Source organism: Kribbella sp. NPDC051770, from assembly GCF_040681455.1.
In the GTDB taxonomy this organism is placed as follows: Bacteria; Actinomycetota; Actinomycetes; order Propionibacteriales; family Kribbellaceae; genus Kribbella.
In genome coordinates, this window is sequence record NZ_JBFAYT010000008.1 from 131956 (window position 1) to 153756 (window position 21801).

At 70.5% G+C, this 21801-nt stretch carries 21 protein-coding genes; 7 read left to right on the top strand and 14 right to left on the bottom strand.

The features are described 5' to 3' along the window. Window positions 1-6: 6 nt before the first annotated feature. From allB to AB0M01_RS25685, 4 genes are read left to right on the top strand one after another with little or no spacing between them, the layout of a single operon-like run. Window positions 7-1344, top strand: coding sequence for an allantoinase AllB (gene allB / locus AB0M01_RS25670; RefSeq protein ID WP_363673708.1), 1338 nt, complete (start codon window positions 7-9; stop codon window positions 1342-1344). After that, window positions 1341-2156: a bifunctional allantoicase/(S)-ureidoglycine aminohydrolase gene (locus AB0M01_RS25675; RefSeq protein ID WP_363673710.1), complete on the top strand. Its 816-nt coding sequence runs from the start codon at window positions 1341-1343 to the stop codon at window positions 2154-2156. Before allB ends, AB0M01_RS25675 begins: the two co-directional genes overlap by 4 nt. A gap of 18 nt (window positions 2157-2174) precedes the next feature. Beyond that, window positions 2175-2645: a carboxymuconolactone decarboxylase family protein gene (locus AB0M01_RS25680; protein WP_363673712.1), complete on the top strand. Its 471-nt coding sequence runs from the start codon at window positions 2175-2177 to the stop codon at window positions 2643-2645. 36 nt (window positions 2646-2681) lie between these two features. Then, the gene (locus AB0M01_RS25685) at window positions 2682-4664 is read left to right on the top strand and encodes an AAA family ATPase (RefSeq protein WP_363673714.1); all 1983 of its coding nucleotides are present in this window, start codon (window positions 2682-2684) and stop codon (window positions 4662-4664) included. A 45-nt stretch (window positions 4665-4709) separates the two neighbouring features. On the opposite strand, the gene AB0M01_RS25690 is transcribed toward AB0M01_RS25685, so the two are convergent. The 4 genes from AB0M01_RS25690 to AB0M01_RS25705 form a co-directional block, all read right to left on the bottom strand. Continuing rightward, the gene (locus tag AB0M01_RS25690) at window positions 4710-5693 is read right to left on the bottom strand and encodes a glutathione S-transferase C-terminal domain-containing protein (protein ID WP_363673716.1); all 984 of its coding nucleotides are present in this window, start codon (window positions 5691-5693) and stop codon (window positions 4710-4712) included. 37 nt (window positions 5694-5730) lie between these two features. Further along, entirely contained in the window at window positions 5731-7944 is a 2214-nt protein-coding gene (locus AB0M01_RS25695) for a carbohydrate-binding protein (RefSeq protein WP_363673718.1), read from the bottom strand. Between the two features lie 132 nt (window positions 7945-8076). Further along, window positions 8077-8265, bottom strand: a complete 189-nt coding sequence (locus tag AB0M01_RS25700; protein ID WP_363673720.1) for a hypothetical protein — start codon at window positions 8263-8265, stop codon at window positions 8077-8079. 4 nt (window positions 8266-8269) lie between these two features. After that, window positions 8270-8713 (bottom strand): VOC family protein, encoded by a 444-nt coding sequence (locus AB0M01_RS25705; RefSeq protein ID WP_363673722.1) that lies wholly within the window; start codon window positions 8711-8713, stop codon window positions 8270-8272. 141 nt (window positions 8714-8854) lie between these two features. Here AB0M01_RS25705 and AB0M01_RS25710 point away from each other — a divergent pair, with 141 nt between their 5' ends. After that, the gene (locus tag AB0M01_RS25710; protein ID WP_363673724.1) at window positions 8855-9571 is read left to right on the top strand and encodes a VOC family protein; all 717 of its coding nucleotides are present in this window, start codon (window positions 8855-8857) and stop codon (window positions 9569-9571) included. On the opposite strand, the gene AB0M01_RS25715 is transcribed toward AB0M01_RS25710, so the two are convergent. The 7 genes from AB0M01_RS25715 to AB0M01_RS25745 form a co-directional block, all read right to left on the bottom strand. Next, window positions 9568-10380 (bottom strand): SigB/SigF/SigG family RNA polymerase sigma factor, encoded by an 813-nt coding sequence (locus tag AB0M01_RS25715; protein ID WP_363673726.1) that lies wholly within the window; start codon window positions 10378-10380, stop codon window positions 9568-9570. The genes AB0M01_RS25710 and AB0M01_RS25715 overlap by 4 nt on opposite strands. 96 nt (window positions 10381-10476) lie before the next feature. Then, window positions 10477-11463, bottom strand: coding sequence for a ferritin-like protein (locus AB0M01_RS25720; RefSeq protein WP_363673728.1), 987 nt, complete (start codon window positions 11461-11463; stop codon window positions 10477-10479). A gap of 21 nt (window positions 11464-11484) precedes the next feature. After that, complete coding sequence (locus AB0M01_RS25725; RefSeq protein ID WP_363673730.1) at window positions 11485-11883, bottom strand: cupin domain-containing protein; 399 nt, start codon at window positions 11881-11883, stop codon at window positions 11485-11487. Window positions 11884-11910: 27 nt separating this feature from the next. Then, window positions 11911-12657, bottom strand: a complete 747-nt coding sequence (locus tag AB0M01_RS25730) for an SDR family oxidoreductase (RefSeq protein ID WP_363673732.1) — start codon at window positions 12655-12657, stop codon at window positions 11911-11913. A 96-nt stretch (window positions 12658-12753) separates the two neighbouring features. Beyond that, on the bottom strand, window positions 12754-14484 hold the full coding sequence (locus tag AB0M01_RS25735) for an FAD-binding protein (RefSeq protein WP_363673734.1): 1731 nt from the start codon (window positions 14482-14484) through the stop codon (window positions 12754-12756). 87 nt (window positions 14485-14571) lie between these two features. Then, the gene (locus tag AB0M01_RS25740; RefSeq protein ID WP_363673736.1) at window positions 14572-15846 is read right to left on the bottom strand and encodes a hypothetical protein; all 1275 of its coding nucleotides are present in this window, start codon (window positions 15844-15846) and stop codon (window positions 14572-14574) included. A 40-nt stretch (window positions 15847-15886) separates the two neighbouring features. Then, complete coding sequence (locus AB0M01_RS25745) at window positions 15887-16303, bottom strand: MmcQ/YjbR family DNA-binding protein (protein WP_363673738.1); 417 nt, start codon at window positions 16301-16303, stop codon at window positions 15887-15889. A gap of 78 nt (window positions 16304-16381) precedes the next feature. On the opposite strand from AB0M01_RS25745, the gene AB0M01_RS25750 reads away from it, so the two are divergent. After that, entirely contained in the window at window positions 16382-16999 is a 618-nt protein-coding gene (locus AB0M01_RS25750) for a dihydrofolate reductase family protein (RefSeq protein WP_363673740.1), read from the top strand. Here the strand turns inward: AB0M01_RS25750 and AB0M01_RS25755 are convergent. Then, window positions 16996-18027: a serine hydrolase domain-containing protein gene (locus AB0M01_RS25755; RefSeq protein WP_363673742.1), complete on the bottom strand. Its 1032-nt coding sequence runs from the start codon at window positions 18025-18027 to the stop codon at window positions 16996-16998. The two genes, AB0M01_RS25750 and AB0M01_RS25755, sit on opposite strands and share 4 nt — an antisense overlap. Before the next feature lie 91 nt (window positions 18028-18118). Then, a complete protein-coding gene (locus AB0M01_RS25760) occupies window positions 18119-20161 on the bottom strand; it encodes an AAA family ATPase (protein ID WP_363673744.1) in 2043 nt (680 codons plus the stop codon). Between the two features lie 264 nt (window positions 20162-20425). Between AB0M01_RS25760 and AB0M01_RS25765 the strand changes: the two genes are divergently transcribed. Next, window positions 20426-20911, top strand: coding sequence for a carboxymuconolactone decarboxylase family protein (locus AB0M01_RS25765; protein ID WP_363673746.1), 486 nt, complete (start codon window positions 20426-20428; stop codon window positions 20909-20911). On the opposite strand, the gene AB0M01_RS25770 is transcribed toward AB0M01_RS25765, so the two are convergent. Next, window positions 20875-21720, bottom strand: coding sequence for a helix-turn-helix domain-containing protein (locus AB0M01_RS25770; protein WP_363673748.1), 846 nt, complete (start codon window positions 21718-21720; stop codon window positions 20875-20877). The genes AB0M01_RS25765 and AB0M01_RS25770 overlap by 37 nt on opposite strands. Window positions 21721-21801: the final 81 nt, after the last annotated feature.

A 21801-nucleotide genomic window follows, 5' to 3' on the forward strand; every position in this document is an offset into this window, starting at 1 on the left:
CGTCGGATGACCTCGCTGGGGCTTGTCGTGCAGGGCAGCCGGGTGGTCACGGCCGCGGGGGAGCAGGCGCTTGCCGTCGGCATCGAGGGCGGGCGGATCAAGCTCGTCGCGCCGTACGGGACCGCGCTGGACGCCGCGCGGACGGTCGAGCTGGCCGACGACGAGGTGCTGATGCCGGGCGTGGTCGACACGCACGTGCACGTGAACGACCCCGGGCGGACCGAGTGGGAAGGCTTCACCAGCGCCACCCGCGCGGCGGCCGCGGGCGGCGTGACCACGATCGTCGACATGCCGCTGAACAGCATCCCGCCCACCTGCGACGTCGCCGCGCTGGAGCTGAAGCGGAAGACCGCCGAGCGGCAGGCGTCCGTCGACGTCGGGTTCTGGGGCGGCGCGATCCCCGGCAACGTCGCCGAGCTGCGCCCGCTGCACGACGCCGGGGTGTTCGGGTTCAAGTGCTTCCTGCTGCACTCCGGGGTCGACGAGTTCCCGCCGCTCGACCCGGCGCAGCTCGAGGCCGCGATGCGCGAGATCGCGACCTTCGACGGGCTGCTGATCGTGCACGCCGAGGACGCGCACCTGATCGAGTCCGCGCCGAGCGGGCGCGGGTACGACGGGTTCCTGCACTCGCGTCCGCGCGCGGCCGAGAACGCCGCGGTCGCGGGCGTCATCGAGCTCGCGCGCAGGACCGGCTGTCGCGTGCACATCTTGCACGTGTCCAGCGCCGAGGTTCTTCCGCTGCTCGCCGACGCCAAGCGGGACGGCGTATGGATCACGGCGGAGACCTGTCCGCACTACCTGACCTTCTGCGCCGAGGAGATCCCGGCCGGCGGTACGGCGTACAAGTGCTGCCCGCCGATCCGTGAGGCGGCGAACCGCGAGCTGCTCTGGCAGGGGCTGCGCGACGGCGTACTGGATCTGGTCGTTTCGGACCACTCGCCCTCGACGGTCGACCTCAAGCACCTGGACACCGGTGACTTCGGGACCGCCTGGGGTGGGATCGCGTCGCTCCAGGTCGCGCTGCCGGCGGTCTGGACGCAGGCCCGCGCCCGCGGGTTCACGCTGACCGACGTCGCGCGCTGGATGTGCGCGGCGCCTGCCGCGCAGGTCGGGCTGACCCAGAAGGGCCGGATCGAGCCCGGGTACGACGCCGACTTCAGCGTGTTCGCCCCCGACGACGCCTTCGTGGTGGACGCCACCACTCTGCAGCACAAGAACGCCGTCACCCCGTACGCCGGACGCCCGCTCGCCGGCGTCGTCCGCGCGACGTGGTTGCGCGGCGCACCGATCGACCTCGACGCCGGCCCGCGCGGCCGGTTGCTGACCCTAGGAGACCCACGATGAGCTACTACTCGCCGTCCGGCGGACACCCCGCCCAGACCGAGCTGACCACCGACCGTGCGGTCTTCACCGAGGCGTACGCCGTCCTGCCGCGCGGCACGATGCGCGACATCGTCACCAGCCTGCTCCCGTTCTGGGAAGGGACCCGGCTGTGGGTGCTGGCCCGGCCGCTGTCCGGGTTCGCGGAGACGTTCTCGCAGTACATCGTGGAGGTCTCGCCGGGCGGCGGCAGCGACCGGCCGGAGACCGATCCCGGGGCCGAGGCCGTCGTGTTCGTTGTCGAGGGCAACGTCGTACTGACCGTCGAGGGGGAGAAGCACGACCTGGCTCCCGGCGGCTACGCGTTCCTGCCGCCGGGCACCGACTGGACGCTGCGCAACACCAGCGACCAGGTCGCCCGCTTCCACCTGCTCCGCAAGGCGTACGAGCGGGTCGACGGTCTCGACGTACCGCCGGTGCTGGTCACCAACGAGACCGAGGTCGAGGGCATCGAGATGCCCGGCACCGAGGGCCGCTGGAAGACCCAGCGCTTCGTCGACCCGAGCGACGTCCGGCACGACATGCACGTGAACATCGTCACCTTCGAGCCCGGCGGCGTGATCCCGTTCCCGGAGACCCACGTGATGGAGCACGGCATCTACGTGCTCGAGGGCAAGGCCGTCTACCTGCTCAACAAGGACTGGGTCGAGGTCCAGGAGGGCGACTTCCTCTGGCTCCGCGCCTTCTGCCCCCAGGCCTGCTACGCCGGCGGCCCAACCCGCTTCCGCTACCTGATCTACAAAGACGTCAACCGCCACCCGAAGCTGCCCCGCTAGCCGCCTACCGTGCGGGGTATGACCGCTGACTTCCCCACCCCACCCGCCATCGACAGCCCCGAGGAACGGACCCGGTACGAGCGCGGCGCCGCGGTTCTCGACGCGGTGGACGGCGGCGCCGCCCCGGGAGTGATGGCCGCCCTCGGCGACGTCGCCCCCGCGATGGCCCACCACATCGTCGCCTTCGGTTTCGGTGACATCTACTCCCGCCCCGGCCTCGACCCCAAGCAGCGGCAGCTGGTGACGCTCGGGATTCTGACCGCGCTGGGTGGCTGCGAGCCGCAGCTGGAGGTGCACGTCGGTACGGCGCTGAACGTGGGGCTGACACCGACGGAGATCGTCGAGGCGCTGACCCACGCTGCCGGGTACTGCGGCTTCCCGCGGGCGCTGAACGCGATCTTCACCGCGAAGAAGGTGTTCGCCGAGCGGGGCCTGCTGCCGGTGGCCGGGGAGCAGCGCATGGACGGCTCGGAGCCGGTGGGCGACTAAGGTTTGCTCGTGCCTGATACCTCTCGGAGACCGCGTGTGCTCGACGTTCTCGGCGTTGACGAGGTCTGGGAGGTGCCGGACGGCTGGGTCGAGGGGGTGCGCGGGCGGCTCCGGGAGTGGGGGGACGACGCCGGTGCGCTGCGGCCCGGGGTGTTCGCGGAGTTCGTCGAGGGGACTCCGGCGGCGGTCTGGTTCGTGCACGAGGTGGCGCCGCTGCTGGCGGGGTGGGTGCCGGTTCTGCGCGGTGAGTACGCCGACCTCGGTGCGGTGCTGACGCGGGAGTTCCACCGGCCGGGGGCGCGGGTTGGGGGCGACGGGTACGTCGTACGGGTTGCGCAGGCGGACTGGCCGTTGCAGATGGTCTCCGGGGCTCGCGGGTTTCCCGAGGATGCGCGGATGCAGGCCTTGCGGGCGTCGCGGGACGTCGTGGAGCTGTTCGTGGAGGCGCCGCCGCTGGCGGCTCGGGCGCAGGCGCTGACGGCGGCGTTCGAGCGCGTGCTCGCGGATCGTGACGCGACCCGGATGCATGTCGCGGCGGACTACGACACCATCGCGGAGTACTGGCGGAGCGGGCTGCTGACCGACGCCGAGCGGGCGGTGCTGCCCGAGCTGGGTGGGCCGGCGGCCGCGTTGCGGTACTCGCTGGACTCGCTGCGGGACGTGCACGGGAAGCTGACGGCGGTGGTCGCGGACGACGAGAGCCGGGAGTTCGCGCAGCTGCTGGCGCGGATGATCCGGGCGGTCGGGTTGCGCGGGCAGCCGGCGGCGGTCGGGCAGATCCTCGGCGTCGCGGGGTGGGACGTCGAGTACGCGATCGCGGACCTGGAGAAGGGCTTCGACCCGCACGGCTGGCTCGCGCGGAACACGGCGTGGCTGGCGCGGGCGGTGGGCGAGGGGCACGAGGGGCTGGCGCGGTCCTGGGCGGCCGCGGCGACGCGGGTGTCGGTGCAGCTGACCGGCGTACCGGAGCGTGGGGCGTGGCCGGATCCGGAGGTGCCGGACCTGGGGGCGTTCTTCCAGCGGCCGGTGGCGACCGAGGAGCCGGTGAAGGTGACCTGGACAGCGAAGCCTGAACCTGAGGTCGAGATCGAGCCCGAGGTCGAGGTCAGGCCCGAGGTCGAGCCGGCGCCGGAGGAACTGGTCGTCCGTGAGGTTCCGGTGACCGAGGAGACCGGCGCGCTCGCCGAGCTCGACGCCCTGGTCGGGCTGGAGTCGGTCAAGGACTCGGTCCGCCGGATGGTGGCCGAGATCAAGACCAACCTGCGCCGCCAGGAGTTCGGCCTTCCGGCGCAGGAGCGCGCCCGGCACATGGTGTTCGTCGGCAAGCCCGGTACGGCGAAGACCACGATCGCCCGCCTGCTCGCGCGCATCTACAAGGAGCTCGGCGTCCTGGAGAGCGGTCACGTCGTCGAGGTCGACCGCTCCGATCTGGTCGGCCCGACCGTCGGTACGACGGCTCCGATGACCGCCGCGAAGTTCCGCGAGGCGCTCGGCGGCGTACTGTTCGTCGACGAGGCCTACACGCTGGTCCCCGAGGGCCAGCCGGGCGACTTCGGGCTGGAGGCGGTCGCCACGATCCTGAAGATGATGGAGGACCACCGCGACAAGTGCGTGGTGATCGTGGCCGGCTACCACCGCGAGATGCAGCGGTTCATGGAGTCGAACACCGGTCTGCAGTCGCGGTTCCCGAAGCTGCTGTCGTTCAGCGAGTACGACACCGACCAGCTGGTGGCGATCTTCGAGCTGCAGGCGCGGCAGCAGGGGATGGTCTACACGCACGAGGTGCTGGTCCGGGTCCGCAAGGTGATCCCGCCCGCGCCGCGGGGGCACAACTTCGGCAACGGGCGGTTCATCCGGAACCTGCTCGAGGAAGCGATCTCGAACCAGGCGACCCGGCTCGCGCGCCGCGACCCGGACACGCTGACCGAGCGCGACCTGCGCGAGCTGCTCCCGGAGGACGTGAAACCCGCCGCGTCGATGCGCGCCGAGGACTACTTGCTGCAGAAGCCCGGCACCTGATCAGAAGGGGCCGGCCCGCCGCCGATCCGCGGGCCGAGCCGCCGCTCAGATCTCCGGGACGCGTTCCCCGTCCCGTACCGGTCCGGGTGCTGTGCCCTCTCCGAACGGATTGCCACCCAGCGCTTCCCGCCCGTGCGGCATCAGCCAGTTCGCCAGCTCCGGCCCCTTGGGCACGATCTGGTTCGGGTTGATCGACGTGTGCACCAGGTAGTAGTGATCCTTGATCTGCTGGAAGTCGACGGTGTCCCCGAACCCCGGCGTCTGGAACAGGTCCCGCGCGTAGGCCCACAGCACCGGCAGCTCGCTCAGCTTGTTCCGGTTGCACTTGAAATGCCCGTGGTACACCGGATCGAAGCGCACCAGCGTCGTGAACAGCCGCACATCGGCCTCGGTGATCGAGTCCCCGACCAGGTACCGCTGGTCGAGCAGCCGATCGGAGATCCAGTCGAGCGCCGCGAACAGCTTGTCGTACGCCGTCTCGTACGCCTTCTGCGACCCGGCGAACCCACACTGGTACACCCCGTTGTTCACGTCGGTGTAGATGCGCTGGGCAACCTCGTCGATCTCGCCGCGCAAAGCCTCGGGATACAGGTCGGGTGCGCCCTCGCGCTGGTACGTCGTCCACTCCGTCGACAGATCCAGCGTCATCTGAGCGAAGTCGTTGGTCACCACCGCACCCGTCGGCTCGTCCACGATCGCCGGCACCGTGATCCCCTTCGGGTACTCCGGATCGCGCTTGAAGTACGCGTCCTGCAGCCGCGGGATCTTCAGCACCGGGTCGACCCCACCCGGGTCGAGGTCGAACGTCCAGCTCCGCTCGTCGTGGGTCGGGCCGCAGAAGCCGATCGACAGCACGTCCTCGAGGCCGAGCAGCCGGCGGACGATGATCGCGCGGTTCGCCCACGGGCAGGCCCGCGCGACCACCAGCCGGTAGCGTCCCGGTTCGACCGGGAAGCCGTCGCGGCCGTCCGCGGTGATCCGGGTGGAGATGTAGTCGGTGTCTCGGTCGAACTCGTCGTTGGAGGGCACCCCAGCAGAGTGCCCCACCAACGCCGAGTTCACTCGGTCACGGCGCGAGTCGCAGGTAGTCCAGGTTGAATCCGCCGCTCTCGCAGAACACGGTGAGATCCTGCTCACCCGCCGGGAGCGTGATCTCGGCGGTCACGGTCTGGTACGTCGCCCAGCCGCCGGTGTCCCGGACCGACACCTTGGCCAGCACCGCCCCGGAGGCGTCCCGCAGCGAGATCGCGTCGGTCGCGACCGCACCGGTCCCGTTCGCGGCCCGGACCTCGACCGTGTACGTGCGGGCCTCCTCGACGTCGAGCCGGTACTGCAGCCAGTTCCCGGCCGCCGTCCAGCCGACGTTCTTGCCGCCGCTGGCCGACGGGTTGGTCTCGACGAAGTTCGCGCCGCCGTCGGTCCAGCCGTGCTGCGCGACGTACGCCTCGGCCTCGACCCGCTCGCCGACCGGGGTGCCCTTCGGGTTGACGGTGACGTGCAGCGTCAGTTCGTCGTACGCCGCTCCGTCGGTGACCCGGATCTTCACGTCCTGCTTCCCGGCCGCGGTCGGCCGCAGCGTCACCAGCCCGGTGCGCGCGTCGAGGCTGACGCCGGCCGGCAGGTCCTTGGCGTAGAAGGCGAGCCGGTCGCGGTCCCGGTCGGTCGCGGACAGCTGCACGGTCGTGGTCGCGTACTGGTCGGCGACGACCTCGGGCACGTCCTTCAGCACCGGCGCGCGGTTGTGGTGCCCGTTCGGCACGTCGCCGTCCCACCGGTACGTCGCGAACGAGTTCGCCGGGACGGTGGTCGTGAACGACTTCCCGGCGAGCACGACCCGGACGGTCGTCGGGACCGTGTTGGAGTTGCCGAGGATCGCGACGAAGTCGTCGCCGCGGTCCTTGAACACGACGTTGCTGACGCCGTTCGAGGTCGCGCTGGACTCGACCCGGGTGTGCTCCGGCCCGAGGTACTTCGCGAACTGGCCCATCGCGTAGAGCTCGTTGCGGACCGTGAAGGTGCGTGCGGTGGTGTCGACCTTGACCAGCCGGTTCGGCCACTTGGTGGTCCGGCCGACCTCCTCCCAGTCGATGTCGTTGTCGCGGGCCGGCGTCCAGTGCAGCGTGCCGCCGTCCTGGTCGGTGGTCTGCGCCCACATCACGTACGACGACGCGTCCAGCCGGAAGTAGCTCAGGATCGTCGCGGGGTTCAGGTCGCTGGTCTCGGTCATGTGCACCGGCTTGCCGGTCTGCTCGTAGGCGTCGCGCATCACCGTCGGGTCGCCCCAGTACGGGTGGAACGCGATCGCGTCGCTCGCGGCCTTGGTCTTCGGGTCGTTGAAGATCCGGTAGTAGTTCTTGGTCTCGGTGCTGTTCGGGTCGCGCCAGTCGTAGAAGTTGAAGTCGTGCACGTACAGCTCGGTGCGCAGCCCGGCCCGGCGGACCTCGCGCTTGATCGCGACCGCGAGCTTCTGCTGCTGCTCGACGCTGATGTCCATCGCCGGGTAGACCACGTCGATGCCCGGCTCGTTGAGCAGGGTGAGCGCGTCGACCTTCACGCCGTACTTGGCGTACGCCTGCAAATACTTCACGTAGTACCGCGCGAACACGTCGATGCAGTCGTCGCGCAGCTTGCCGACCTGGTAGTACGACGTGGTGCTGCCGGGCTTGAGCGCGACCTCGCCGGTGAACCGGTTGTTGGTCTTCATCCAGGCCGGTGCGCTCCACGCGGAGGCGAAGAAGGTCGCCTTCGGGTTGTAGCGCTGGATCAGCTTGACGGTGTCGATGATGTGCGCGTCGACGTCGCGCTTGATCGAGAAGTGCTTGAGCCCGAAGTCCTCGCTGACGCCGGCCGGGAGCTCGTTGTAGGACCAGAACGGCAGGTGCTCGATCAGGTCGGGGCTGCCGATGGTGAGCCGGAACCGGTCGAAGCCGGCGCCGTTCCTCGGGTCGACGAGCAGCCGGACCGCGCGGTCGCGCTCGGCCGGGGTGAGTTTCCACAGGTTCGAGACGCTGGTCTCGTCGAGCGAGAAGCCGACGCCGGTGTACTTCTGGCGCAACGTGCTCGGGTCGACGACGACGGTCGCGTCGGTGGCACCGCGCTCGTCGCGGGTCACGAACGTGGTCGGCAGCGGCTGCCAGGCGTGGTCGGGCCCGCTGGAGGAGGTGCCGGTGACGGCGGCGCCGCGATCGGGCCGGCTCGCGGTGGCCGGCAGGCCGGCCGCAGCCAGCACACTGCCGGCCGCCAGCGCGACAACGACCGCCGCGGAGATGGAACGCCTCACGAATCCTCCTGGAGCTGGGGCGGGGAAAGCGCTTGCATCCGAGACGCTACCGGCAGCATGCGCATTCCACACCCCCTCCACGGTTCCGGAACTCCCACCCCATCAGCCCCCAACGCGGTCTTTGAGCACCGCTCAGTCACTTTTCGCGCCGAAAGATGACTGAGCGGTGCTCAAAGTTGGCGTTGGGGGGGCGAGGGTGAGGCCGAGCAGGACCTTGCGGCGCTCGTCGACCACCATCCGGGCGTGTTCGGCGTACGCGTCGGCGACGTTCTCACCGACCGGGCCGCTGCCGACGACGATGACGTCGTACTCGTCGGTCACCGGGTCAGCGCCCCGGCGCGCGGTTCACGATCTCCTGCAGGAACCAGCCGTTGCCGTCCGGGTCCTCGAAGGACAGCCAGGAGCCGTAGTCGCGGCGGTCGGCGTCGGGGCCGTCCACGCGGTTCGCCGTACCGGCGTGGTGGAAGACGCCGTCGGCGTCGTGCCAGACGCCGGAGACCTCGATGCCGAGGCCGAGCAGGTGCTCGCGGGCCGCGACGACGTCCTTGACCGTGAGTTGCAGGCCCTGCAGCGAGCCGGGTTCACCGTTGGTGACACCGGTGCCGAAGATGATCGAGCACTCCGAGCCCGGCGGGGTGAACTGGACGACTCGGAAGCCGTCGCCGACCGTGAAGTCGGCGTCCTCGCGCCACCGCAGCTGCTGGTAGAAGGCCTTGGCCTTGTCGACGTCCGCGACCGGGACCACCACGACCTCGAGCTTGAAATCCACCGCTGATCTCCCTCGTTCCGGGCGCGCACGCGCGCGACCGGAGCCGACGGTGCCAGGCGGATGTTCACGTCTTGTGAGCGTTCTGTGCACGGGTCTGATTGCGGAAGCCGAGTGTCCGGGACGGCGGTTAGGGTCGCGGCCATGGAGATGATGACTGGAGAGCAGATCGCGGCGGCGAAGCTGGCCGACTGGCGCAAGCTCGGGCAGGGGATGCACGCGCGGTACGTCGTGGCGGACTTCGGCGCCGGCGCGCGGTTCGTGAGCGCGGTCGCGGACGCCGGTACGGCGGCCGGGCACCAGCCTCGGGTGACGCTGGGTGACACGTTCGTGGATCTCAAGCTGATTAGCGACGACGCGGTGTACGTCGCGAACGGGGTCGAGCACGTCGTCGAGTACACGACGCGGAAGGACCTGGAGCTCGCGCAGCAGATCACCGAGATCGCGGCGACGCAGGGTGTGAAGGCCGACCCGGCCGGGATCACGACGATCGAGCTGGCGCTGGACACCGCCGACGCGGCGAAGGTCGCGCCGATGTGGGCGGCGCTGCTGACCGGCGACACCGCGGCGTCCGGGCGGGGGACGCCCGGGAACGACGTACGGGACGCGACCGGGCGGGTGCCGATCCTGTGGTTCCAGGACACCGACGCGCATGAGACGCCGCGTCAGCGGTTCCACCTCGACGTGTGGGTCGCGCCCGAGTACGCCGAGCAGCGGATCGCCGCCGCGGTCGCCGCGGGCGCGACGATCGTCGACGACAGCGAGGCCCCTTCGTTCGTGGTCCTCGCCGACGCCGACGGCAACAAGGCGTGCGTGTGCACGGACTCGCTAGGTCTTGACGACTGGGGCGTGACGCACTAGGCGGCGGCTCCGGTGGGCTGGAGCTGCGTGCGCAGGCCGGTCAGGATGCGGGTCAGCAACCGCGAGACCTGCATCTGGCTGATCCCGAGCTTGTGGCCGATGTCGGCCTGCTTCCAGTTCTCGACGAACCGCAGCTCGAGGATCTCCCGGTCCCGGGCGTCCAGCTCGGTGAGCAGCGGCGACAGCATCTCGGTCGCCTCGAACCGGTGCAGCTGCGGGTCCTCGGGGTCGGCGATCACGTCGGCGAGCGCCAGGTCGTGGTCGCCGTGCCCGGCCGGGCGGTCCAGCGACAGCACGGTGAAACATCCGCGCGCTCCTTCGGCCTGGGTGACCTCGTCGACCTCCGCGCCGACCTTGGCCGCGATCTCCTCCAGCGTCGGTTCCCGCCCGAGCTCCTGCTCCAGCTGCGGCAACGCGCCCGCGATCTTGCCCTGCAGCTCCTGCAGCCGGCGCGGGATCCGGACCGTCCAGCTGCAGTCGCGGAAGTAGCGCTTCACCTCGCCGCGGATCGTCGGGACGGCGTACCCGATGAACGGGACGCCGTCGTCGACACGGTAGTTGCGGACGGCCTTCATCAGTCCGAGGCAGGCGACCTGCTCCAGGTCGTCGTCCTCGACCCCGCGCCCGCGGAACCGCTGTGCGATCCCGCGGGCGATCTCGAGATTGAGCTCGGCGACCCGTTCGAGCAGCCGCTGCCGCTCCCCGGGATCAGTGGCCCGGGAACGGGCTTCGAGCAGCTCCCGGGTGGCCGACTCGCGCAGCGCGCGGTCCTCGGCCGAGGTGCAGTTGGTGGGTACGGCGGTGTGCATCATCGTGACCTCGCGACGGAGTCGTCACGGCGCGGCCTCTTCTCCGGACCGCGGTCATTGCGCTTCGACCGGCACACGTACCCAACGGTCAAACGTTCAGCCGAACACCGGTCCCGCGGTGGTGCCGTCGTCGTACGGCATCGCCATCAGGGCCTGGGCCTGCGCCTTCAGCGTGTACATCGCGCCGATCGACGGCCCGAGCTGCTGCGGTGTCCCGTTGAACGCGAGCTGCAGCTGCGCGAGCAGCCCCTGGTACGTCTTGCTGAACGCGTCCTGAGCGGCCCGGATCGGACTCCCCGGCTCGGCCAGTTCCGGGTTGCGCCGCATCGGCAGTACGCCGTCGAAGTCGACCGTCAGCTTGTCGCCGGTCGGCCCCGAGCGTGGGGTGTCGCCGCGCTGGTACCGCCGGCCCTGAGCGAGCTCCTGGAAGCGGTAGTAGTGCCCCACCTCGGCGCGCTCGGGGTGGAAGACGTCCTGATCCCCGTCCCAGACCTCGCCGCGCGACGTACCCTCGCCCTGCTCGACGATCTCCTCCAGCGCGGCGAGCGCCGACGCCAGATCGGTGACCGCCGTCAGCTTGCCGGTGCTGTGCGCGAACGGTCCCGCGGTCAGCTGGTACGACGGGTCGCCGGTGAACACCGCCGCCTCGCCGAGCCGCTCGGTCAGCTCCCGCAGCCCGTCCTCGATCGCCGAGTAGAACTGCCCGATCGTCTCGTAGCTGTCACCCTCGGCCGGAGAGCCGGGCGGTGCCGGCTGCTCCAGCCGGAGGAACATCTCCAGCGCCTCGGGCCCGAACGGCACCAGCGACAGCTCCAGCGACTTGTCGCCGTGCGGCATCGTCCGCGGGTGCCCGGGCAGGATCGCCGGGGTGTCCAGCCGCGGCTGCCCACCGACCGCGTTGAGCAGATTCGCCGCCAGCGCGAGATGAATCATCTCCTCGGCGAACACACTGCCCACCAGCTGCACGGCATCCGGATTGCGCTCCGGGTCGAGCGAGTAGAGCGCCACCAGGTACGGCGGCAACGTCGCGTGCTCCAGCTCGATCGCCCACTGCAGGTGCTCCCGCAGCTCCTCCAACTCCACAGTCTCGTTCCTCTCAGCTGGTCAGGACGGGCGGGCGGCGCGCAGGTGCTTGCGCTGCTCGAGCTCGGCTTCCTCGACGACGACCAGCATCGGCTGGGTCGGGTCGCAGAGCATGGTGACGGTGAAGCGCAGCGTCGACTGGTCGCTGGCGTTGCCGTCGGAGTAGTGGATGACGTCGCCGCCGGGCTCCCAGAAGGCCTCGCCGGCGCGGATGACGCGCTCGGGTTCGCCTTCCAGCTCGAAGCGCATCTCGCCCTCGATCACGTAGCCGAAGGCGGGGCCGCCGGGGTGGCGGTGCGGGGGAGCGCCGGGGTCACCCGGCGGGTACTCGATGACGACGGTCATCGCGTGGGCGCCGTCGGGGATGACCGGCGGTTGAGCTTCCTGCAGGACGGTCAGTGCGGTCTGCCAAACACCCATGGGAGTTCCTTCCGGAGTGGGGGACGATCAGGAGTTGTCGCGCAGCCAGTCCGCGTACGCCGTGCCGCCCTGCTGGGCGTCGTCGCCGGGGACCAGGGCGTACTCGGTGGGGGAGATGCCGTAGTAGACGGCCTTCGGGTCGGTGACCACCTGGCGCGAGTCGTTGCTGTTGGCAAGGACCTCGCGGAAGAAGTCGTCCATCCGGAAGCGCTCCGGGCCGGCCACGTTCACGGTGCCGTTCAGGGGCTCGCCGACGGCGGTCCGGCCGACGGCCTGGGCGACGTCGGCGCCCGCGATCGGCTGGAAGAACACGTGCTTGAGGTGCACCGCGTCCCCGACGGTGGAGGCGTCGGCGATGCTCGGGACGAACTCGAAGAACTGGGTGGCCCGGACGATCGAGTACGGCACCTCCGCGCTCTCGATCAGCTTCTCCTGGGCGAGCTTGGCCCGGAAGTAGCCGCTGTCCAGCAGCTGCTCGGTGCCGACCACCGACAGCGCGACGTGGTGCCGTACGCCGGCCGCCCGCTCCGCGGCGAGCAGGTTGCGGGTCGAGGTCTCGAAGAACTCCAGCACCGCGGCGTCCTCCCAGACCGGGGCGTTCGAGACGTCGACCACCACGTCGGCGCCGGTGAGCGCCTCGGCCAGCCCGGCACCGGTCAGCGTGTCGACGCCGGTGCTCGGCGCGGCCGCGACCGCGTCGTGGCCGTGCTCGCCGAGCTTCGCGACGATCTTCGAACCGATCAGACCAGTACCGCCGATGACCACGACCTTCATGTGAAGCCTTCCTGTCCGCCGGCGGCGCTCGTTGCCGTCCGGTCACCAGCTAAGACAGGAAGGCCCCGGGCCCTGTGACAGCGCCGGCGAACAAGTTCACTCCACGAGCTTGCCCTCGCTGGACACCTCGCGCATCAGCGCGCTCAGCTCGGCCGGGACGGCCGGGATCTCCTCCTGCTCGACCTGCCCAGGCCCGGACCAGACCAGGTTGACCTGGAGCTTCTCGTCCAGCTCGGGGTAGTCGGAGCGGTTGTGGCAGCCGCGCGTCTCCCGGCGTACGAGGGCGGCTTCGAGGGTCGCCCGCGAGGCCAGCGCGGACGCCTTGAGGTCGAAGGCGTGCGCGAGGTCCTGGAAGCCGGCGATGTCCGGGTGCACGCCGAGGTCGCCCATCCGCTGCTCGACCTCGGACAGCTCGTCGAGACCGGCGGTCAGCCCTTCCTCGTCCCGTACGACGCCCGCCCGCGTCGTCATCGTGTTCCGCAGTGCCCGCTGCAGGGCGCGGACGTTCTCCTCGCCGTCGCTGGCCAGCAGCCCGTCGATCTCGGCGCGCGCCTCGCCGACCGCCTCGGCCGAGCGCTCCTGGCGCTGCAGCCCGTTGGAGTACCGGGCCGCGTCCTCGGCGACGATCCGGCCGAACACCATCAACTCGATCAGCGAGTTGCCGCCGAGCCGGTTGGCGCCGTGCAGCCCGCTGGCCGCCTCACCGATCGCGTACAGGCCGTCGACGCCGGTCCCGTGGTCCTCGGGCCGGACCCAGACGCCGCCCATCGAGTAGTGCGCGGTCGGCGCGATCTCGATCGGCTCCTTGGTGATGTCGAGCATCTGCAGCTCGAGCAGCGTCTGGTACACCCGCGGCAGCCGCCGCATGATCGTCTCCCGCGGCAGGTGCGAGACGTCCAGCCAGACGCCGCCGTGCGCGGTCCCGCGGCCTTCCTTGATCTCCGTGTACGCCGCCAGCGCGACGCGGTCCCGCGTCGACAGCTCCATCCGCTCCGCGTCGTACCGGGCCATGAAGCGCTCGCCGGACGCGTTGCGCAGCTGGCCGCCCTCGCCGCGGGCGGCCTCGGAGACCAGCGTGCCGGCCGCGTTCTCCGGCTCGATCAGGCCGGACGGGTGGAACTGGACCAGCTCGGGGTCGCGGATCCGGCCGCCGGCCTCGACCGCGAGCCGGAACGAGTCGCCGGTGTTCTCGTCGCGGCGTGACGAGGTGTGCCGCCAGATCCGGGTGTGGCCGCCGGCCGCCAGGATCACCGCGTCGGCACGGATCAGGTACCGCTTGCCGGTCACCTGGTCGAAGCCGTACGCGCCGAAGACCCGGTTGTCCTTGGTCAGGATCCGGGTCACGTACACGGTGTCCAGGATCGGCACGTTCAGCTGCAGGGCGCGGTTGACCAGCGTGCGCTGGATCTCCAGACCGGTGTAGTCCCCGGCGAACGCCGTACGCCGGTAGGTGTGCGCGCCGAAGAACCGCTGCGAGATCCGGCCGTCGGCCTCACGCGCGAACGGCATCCCGTACCGCTCCAGGTCCGCGATGCCGCGGGCGGCCTGCTCGGTGACGATCTGGACAGTGACCGGGTTGGCCAGCAGGTAGCTCTCGCGCAGCGTGTCGGCGGCGTGCTGCTGCCAGGTGTCCTCGGGGTCCATCGTCGCGAGTGCCGCGTTGATCCCGCCGGCCGCCAGCGAGGTGTGCGCGTCGCCCCGCGATCGTTTGCCCAGGGCAAAGACGTCGACGCCCTGCTCGGCGAGCTCGATGGCGGCGCGCAGGCCGCCACCGCCGGTTCCGATCACCAGGACGGAGGTGGAGATCTGCTGCTCGGTCACGGTCACGGCGGTGCTCCTCTGGGTAGCGCGGGGGTTGTGCCTACTACCCAGAGGACCGCGCCCGGGGCCCGGATGTGACCGGGTGTGAGAGACCTAACTGCCCGGGGCCACCGGGTCCAGGCGTGGGTATGGCGCATCAGACATCCCGAGGTCGCGCCAGACGAACCGCGGGACGCCGGCCAGGAACTCGCGCAGGAACCGCGAGCTGTGCGCGACCGACTGCTGGCTGTGCTCGCCGGGGGAGAACCAGGCCCAGTCGTCGGCGATCCGGAACGGCGCCGGCGAGCTGGCCATCAGGAACTCCATCTGGCGCGGGTGGATCACGTCGTAGGCGAACTTGGTGCTCGGCGCGGTGACCTTGAACTGGTCGTTGAACTGCTCGCTCTCGAAGCTGATCCCGCGCCCGAACGTCCGGCCGGAGACGGTCAGCTCCGGCATCCGGCAGGGCAGCTGGAAGCCGAGGATCGCCTCGCTGTGGTTCTCGGTCACCGTCCGCGTCTGGGTCCGGCCCTCGCTGTCGGTGTAGCTCTCGGTGCGCGTGGTCTGCCAGTGGTGGGTGAACGCGACGAACGGCGGCCCGTCGCCGTCCCGGCCGCGGATCACGTTCTCGGTCCGGTGGCTGTGCCCGGCCCGGGACGACGGGGTGACGTCGAGCAGGCTGTCGTCGACACCCACCCAGTACCAGTCCGGGTGGTGGTAGAAGGACAGCCGCGGCTGCTGTTCCGGCTGGATCCGGTGGTCGAGCGGGGTCGCGTCGATCGCGTCGGCGACCGCGGCGAGCTGCTCCAGCCACGGGCCGAGCTGGTCGACCTCCTTGCGCGGCGGGTCGAGCACGGTCAGCTGGTCGCCGTCGATCCCGAGGCTGAGGCCGGGCATTCCGGCCGCCAGTCCGTTGAGCTGGTTGCAGACCTGCGGCGTGAGCACTTCCCCGGCGTACGCCGGATCGAGCGCGCCGATCTGCCACGCGGGACCGAGCGCGCCCGGCGACGGCATCTTCGTCGCCTCCACGCCCCAGCGGGGACGGGCCTCGCCGCCCATCACCCACAGCTCGGGCAGCCGCCGGGACAGGGTTACCATCGCGACCCAGCCCTTCCAGTTCTCGGTCTTGTACTCGATCACCTGGAACGGGCGGCCGGACGCGGTGTTCCCGCTGATCTGGTCGTCGGGGTCACGGCGGAAGCCGAGCCCGAACGGCGGGTTGGTGAGCCGCGCGACGGTGCCGAAGTCCGGGCTGTTCACGAACGTCCAGCCGCGCTCGCGCAGCGACTTGATGTACTGCTGGCGGCGGACCAGGGCGATGATGCCCCCGACGACGGCGGCGGCGACCACCAGACCGATCACCAGTACGACCGCGGTTCCTGCTGTCACGACTGTGCCTCCCCGAGTTCCCCTGGACGATAGCCCGGGATCAGGCCAGCCGGTGCTCCTCCAGCCAGGTGGTCGCCCGGCGCTTGGAGGCGCGCGAGAGCCACGCGTCCTGGATCACCTCGGCCAGCTCCTGGCGGGACAGGCCGCCGAGCTCGCCGGCGCGGACGAGCACCGACAGGTGGCCGTCGAAGTGCGGCGTACTGAAGAACGGGCTGCGCTCGTCCTCGACCAGGGCGAGTTTGTCGTCCTCCGACGGGACCCAGATCACGATCACGTCGTCGTACCGCTCGCCGGTGTCCGGGTCGAACGCGTCCGGCCGCGGGGTCCGGAAGAACACGAACGACTTGCCGCCGACCTGGTAGACGGGGTTGCCGGAGCCGCCCTTCTCGACCGTGACGTGCGGCATCCCGAGCGCGACCTCGTGCACGTCGGCAACCTTGGCTCTGCGGCTCGGCATCTGGTCAGTTTAGATGTCAAAGCGGGTGGGGCGGCTCCGACCAACGGGTGTCAGACCACTTCATCGGAGGGAACGATCATGGGCAAGGTACGTGTTCACAACTTCACGATCACGCTCGACGGGTTCGGGGCGGGGACGAACCAGCGGCTGGAGGAACCGTTCGGCGACGGGGTCGACCACCTGCACGACTGGATGGACCCGCTGTTCGACGACACCGCGACCGGGCTCGACGCCGAGGTCGGGCTGGACCGGGACGCGTTCGGGGCGACGATCATGGGCCGGAACATGTTCGGGCCGGTGCGCGGTGAGTGGCCGGACGAGTCGTGGACCGGTTGGTGGGGGCCCAACCCGCCGTACCACCACGACGTGTGGGTGTTCACGCACCACCCGCGGGCGGACGTTGCGATGGAGGGCGGGACGACCTTCCACTTCACCCAGGAGCCGATCGAGGTCGTGCTCGACAAGGCCAGGGCGGCCGCGGGGGACAAGGACGTGATCATCGCGGGTGGTGCGGCGACGGTCCGGCAGTACCTGCGGGCCGGGCTGATCGACCAGCTCGACATCGCGGTCGCGCCGATCCTGGCCGGGGCCGGCGAACCGCTGTTCGCCGGCCTCGGGGACGCGCTGAAGCAGTACGAGGTGGTGCGGCACCTCAGCTCACCCGCGGTGACCCACGTTCGGCTGGTACGACGTTAGTCGCACAGCTCCTTGTCGAGCAGCGCGTTGACGGCGGCCTTGTGGTTGCCGGCGCCCCAGGTGACCGAGACGGTGACGCTGCGGTGGTTGTCCGGCGCGACGAAGGTCCACGTCGAGTAACCCGGCGCGTCGCCGTCCTTGCCCCAGGCGGTGCCGCAGGAGGTGTCGCGACTGATCAGGCCGAGGCCGTACTGGGACTCGTGGGCGGTCTGCTTCATCTCGTGCACCAGGTCGGGTGGGAGCAGGTCGCCGTTGAGCAGGGCGAGGAAGAAGCGGTTCAGGTCGCGGGTGGTGGAGATCATCTCGCCGGCCGCGTTCAGGATCGACGGGTTGACGGTGGTGATGTCGACCAGGCGGCCGTCGATCGGGAGGTAGCCGCGGGCGTGCGGGGCGAGGATGAACGGGAACGTGCCGGGGACGCTCGTGCCGGTGAGGTGGAGCTTGCGGATGATGCGGTGGTCGATCTCGTCGGCGTACGAGTGGCCGGTGAGCTTCTCGACGAGCAGGCCGAGGACGAGGTAGCCGGTGTTGTTGTAGGCCACCTTGGAGCCCGGCGCGAAGTCCAGCGGGTACGCCGTCGCGCGGGCGACGAGCTCGGCGGTGGTCCAGGTCTTGTAGCGGATCTCCAGGAACTCGGCTGATCTCGGTGAAGGCATCGTCCGGAGTACTTCGTACAGGCCGCTGCTGTGGTTGAGGAGCTGACGGACGGTGATGCGGTCGTCCGGGACGACGCCGGGCATCAGGGTGTCGACGTGGTCGTCGAGGCGCAGCTTGCCCTCGTCGACGAGCTGGAGGACGACGGTCGCGAGGAAGGTCTTGGTCTCGCTGCCGATCCGGAAGCGGGCGTTGGAGGGGACGGGAAGGTGCGTGCCCGCGATGGCGGCGCCGCTGGAGGCACGCTCGCCGGTGCTGAGCTCGGCGGTCGCGCTGGTTGCTCCGGCGGCGACCACCGCGTCCACCTCGTGCTGGAGATCAGGGGCAGAAAGCGGCGCCGCGATCATCGCGGTCGCCAGCAGGGGGATCATCATGTGATCCACCCTGCTGCTCGGCCGTGGGCGGAGGTAACCGGGAAAGACCTGAACCAGGGCAGGGGAACCCCGGGGGAGCCCCCGAGTCCCGCTAGCGCAGGGCTGCGGGGAGTTCCTCCGCGTGGACGATCTGCAGCCGGCTCACCGCGCGGGTCAGTACGACGTACAGGCGGTGCAGGCCCCGGGGTTCGGCTGCCACGATCCGGTTCGGCTCGGCGACCACCACCGCGTCGAACTCCAGACCCTTGGCCAGCGTCGCGGGCACGCAGACCAGCCGGGTCGTGTCCATCGCGTCCTCGACAGCACCAAGCAGCGCAGCTTCCAGGCCTGCAGACGTGAGGACCTCGCGCAGGGCCTCGACCTGGTCGTCGGCGGCGATCAGCGCGACCGAGCCGACGCCGGCCAGCGCCTCCCGGCAGGCGGTCAGCACCGCGGGCTCGAAGGTTTCCTTGTCCGCGGCAACGACCTTCAGCGCTTCGGCGACCGTCCGGACCCCGGTCGGCGTCCCCAGCGTCGGCGCGATCGCCGGCAGCAGCCGGGCCGCGAAGTCGATGATCTGCTCCGGCACCCGGAACCCGCGATCCAGCTCGGCCACGATCCCGTCGTCCTTGCCGAGATGCGCCAGGACCTGATCCCACGGACCGGCCGCCCAGGCCGTCGTCGCCTGCGCGAGATCCCCGAGCACCGTCGCCGACCCGGTCCGGCACCGCCGGCCGAGCGCCCGCAGCTGCATCGCCGAGAGATCCTGCGCCTCGTCGAGCACCAGATGCCCGAGCGACCCCGCATGCCGCTCGATCAGGTCGTCCAACTCGTCCAGCAGTACGGCGTCCGCACTCGACCACTTCGCCGTCTTCGCCGACCGTGGCGCCTTCGCCCAGACCAGCGCCTGCCGCTCCTCGTCGGTCAGTTCCGGCGCGACCGTCTTCAGGAAGTCGGCGTCCGAGAACACCTTCCACAGCACCAGCTCCGGCGTCAACTTCGGCCACACCGCGTCGACCACCTGCTTGACCGGCTTCGACCGAGCCACCGCGTTCTGCACGCGGTCGTCAGGCGACTCGCCCCGGCGTTCCATCAGCACCAGTACGGCGTGCGCGATCCGCTGCGCGAGTGCGTTCCGGCCGGGCGTGTACCGCGTCGATTCCCGCAGCGCCGTCACGATGTCGACCAGCTCGTAGTCGTGCACGCGGTACCGCTGCGACCCCTTGCTGTACAGGATCCCCTCGGTCGGCGTACCGACGAAGGTCCAGAGCGCTCGCCGCAGGATCTCGGCCATCCGGGCGTCACCCTTGAGCCGCGCCGCCTCGGACGAGTCGACGGCGAGCACCGGCTGGGTGATCAACTCCTCGATGGTGATCTGCCGGACGTTCACCTCACCGAGCGCGGGCAGCACCTTGCGGATGTACGACAGGAACGAGCGGTTCGGCCCGACGATCACGACGCCGCCGCGGCTGAGCCGGTCCCGCTCGGTGTAGAGCAGGTACGCGACCCGGTGCAGCCCGACTGCGGTCTTGCCGGTGCCGGGAGCGCCCTGGACGCAGACGCTCGGCTGGAGCGGCGCGCGGACCAGGTCGTCCTGCTCGGGCTGGATGGTGGCGACGATGTCGCGCATCGGGCCGGTGCGCGGACGCTCGATCTCGGCTCGCAGGAACTTGTCGGCCTGGTCGAGCTCCTCGGTCCCGATCATCGGTTCGTCCTCGAAACCGGTCAGCTCGGCGGTGTCGGAGAACCCGTACCGGCGGCGCAGCAGCACGTGCTGCCGATCGCTGCGCGTGGCCCGGTAGAAGGGGACCGAGACCGGTGCCCGCCAGTCGATCACCATCGGTACGCCGGTCCCGTCGTGCACGTGCCGGCGGCCGATGTAGAACCGGTCCAGGTCCTCGATCGCGCCGTGCTCGTAGTCGAGCCGGCCGAAGAACAGCGGCACGTCGGGCAGGTCGAGCAGCGCCAGCGTGCGCTGCTGGTGGGCGCGCTGGTTGGCCTCGTTGGTGAACCGCTCGTCGTTGTCCTCGCCGCCGATCACGGGGATCTCGCGGACGGTGACGTCGTGGTGCATCCGGCGCAGCGCGGCGCGGGAGTCGGCCAGGTACGCGCGCTCGTCCTGCAGCTCGGCGGAGTCGGTAGGGGTTTCGGCCATCGGTGTGCAACCTCTCGTGCTGGAGGGAAACGACGGGGGTCGGCGGCGATCAACGAGATCCCGCCCCGGAGCACCCGGTTCGTTTCGATCCTTCACGCAGTGCGAACAACCCACCCGAAAAGACAGACCCGCGACGCTACCAGAGCGCCTGGCGTGCCTTCCACCGGTTTTCCCGTGAGGCCCAGGTCACGTCGGCGGGCTGTCACGGGCTCCGGGCAGCCGGTGTCTCGTGGGCAACCGAAAGCACCGAGAGAGGACGAACTCATGGAATCCCGGATCAACCTGCTGGCCGCCCCGACCTCCGGCAAGATCGCGAAGCGGTTCGCCGGAGCGGCGCTGGTGTTCGAGCAGTCCCCGCTCCCGCGGGACCTGCGCGAGCTCGTTCAGCTGCGGGTCAGCCAGATCAACGGCTGCGCCGCCTGCGTGGACATGCACACCAAGGAGGCCGTCGCCGCGGGCGAGAGCGAGCACCGGCTGAACATGGTCGCGGTGTGGCGCGAGGCGACCGTGTTCACCGAGCCCGAGCGGGCGGCGCTCGCACTCGCCGAGCAGGGCACCCGCCTCGCCGACGCGTTCGACGGCGTCAGCGACGAGACCTGGGCGACGGCCCGCAAGCACTTCGACGAGGACGAGCTCGGCACGCTGATCTGCCTGGTCGCGTTCATCAACGCCGCCAACCGGATGAACATCATCGCCAAGGTCCCCGGCGGGGACTACCAGGTGGGGATGGCCGCGGCGTTCCTGGAGTAGGACCCGAGGATCTGCAGCGCGTCGTACGACGGTGTGGCGGGCTCGGCGGTGAGCACCATCAGCCGCTGCCCGCTCCCGTCGGGGCTCACCCAGATGTCGCAGTCGAGGGTGAGATCGCCGACGACGGCGTGCCGGTAGTGCTTCGTCCCGTACGCCGCCGCGTTGACGCGCTGCTCGGCCCACGAGCTGCGGAAGTCGGCGTCCTGCACCGAGAGTTCGCCGACGAGCTGGGCCAGCGCCGGGTCGTCGGGTGTCGCGGCGGCCTCCATCCGGAGCGCGGCGACGGCGTCGCGGGCGTCGTGCTGCCAGTCGACGTGCAGCGCCCGGACCGCCGGGTCGGTGAAGAGCAGCCGGATGTAGTTGCGGTGGGCAACAGGAAGCCGGCCGAAGTCGGTGAACAGCGCGGCGGCGGTGTGGTTCCAGGCCAGCACGTCCATCCGGCGGCCGAGCGCGATCGCCGGGGTCCGGCCGAGCTGGTCGAGCAGCCGGCGGATCGCCGGGCGGACCTTCTGCGCCGGGCGCCGACGGCGCGGGCGGGCGTCGGTCTTGCCGGCGACGGCGTACAGGTAGGTCTGCTCGTCGTCGGTCAGGCGGAGCGCGCGGCTGAGCGTGGCGAGCACGGTCGCGGAGGCCTGGACGCGGCCCTGCTCGAGGCGGGTGTAGTAGTCGACGCTGATCGCGGCGAGCTGTGCGACCTCCTCGCGGCGCAGTCCCGCGACCTTGCGCTGACCGGTGTCCGGCAGGCCGACCTCGTACGGCGAGAGCGCGGCGCGGCGCGCTTTGAGGAAGGGACCCAGTTCGTCGGTCATGGCTCCATTGTCGGTCGGTCGCGGCGTGGTTGGCAGGGAAGGATCTTTCCCAGGCAGGAATCCGGCTCTTTTGGGGTGTGC

Excerpts from the sequence above, each read along its gene's own strand:
- AB0M01_RS25725 (WP_363673730.1), bottom strand. The coding sequence starts at position 11,883 with ATGGGTGTTTGGCAGACCGCACTGACCGTCCTGCAGGAAGCTCAACCG.
- AB0M01_RS25765 (WP_363673746.1), top strand. The coding sequence starts at position 20,426 with ATGGAATCCCGGATCAACCTGCTGGCCGCCCCGACCTCCGGCAAGATC.
- AB0M01_RS25730 (WP_363673732.1), bottom strand. The coding sequence starts at position 12,657 with ATGAAGGTCGTGGTCATCGGCGGTACTGGTCTGATCGGTTCGAAGATC.
- AB0M01_RS25750 (WP_363673740.1), top strand. The coding sequence starts at position 16,382 with ATGGGCAAGGTACGTGTTCACAACTTCACGATCACGCTCGACGGGTTC.
- AB0M01_RS25760 (WP_363673744.1), bottom strand. The coding sequence starts at position 20,161 with ATGGCCGAAACCCCTACCGACTCCGCCGAGCTGCAGGACGAGCGCGCG.
- AB0M01_RS25755 (WP_363673742.1), bottom strand. The coding sequence starts at position 18,027 with ATGATGATCCCCCTGCTGGCGACCGCGATGATCGCGGCGCCGCTTTCT.
- AB0M01_RS25680 (WP_363673712.1), top strand. The coding sequence starts at position 2,175 with ATGACCGCTGACTTCCCCACCCCACCCGCCATCGACAGCCCCGAGGAA.
- AB0M01_RS25710 (WP_363673724.1), top strand. The coding sequence starts at position 8,855 with ATGGAGATGATGACTGGAGAGCAGATCGCGGCGGCGAAGCTGGCCGAC.
- AB0M01_RS25675 (WP_363673710.1), top strand. The coding sequence starts at position 1,341 with ATGAGCTACTACTCGCCGTCCGGCGGACACCCCGCCCAGACCGAGCTG.
- AB0M01_RS25770 (WP_363673748.1), bottom strand. The coding sequence starts at position 21,720 with ATGACCGACGAACTGGGTCCCTTCCTCAAAGCGCGCCGCGCCGCGCTC.
- allB (WP_363673708.1), top strand. The coding sequence starts at position 7 with ATGACCTCGCTGGGGCTTGTCGTGCAGGGCAGCCGGGTGGTCACGGCC.
- AB0M01_RS25745 (WP_363673738.1), bottom strand. The coding sequence starts at position 16,303 with ATGCCGAGCCGCAGAGCCAAGGTTGCCGACGTGCACGAGGTCGCGCTC.
- AB0M01_RS25715 (WP_363673726.1), bottom strand. The coding sequence starts at position 10,380 with ATGCACACCGCCGTACCCACCAACTGCACCTCGGCCGAGGACCGCGCG.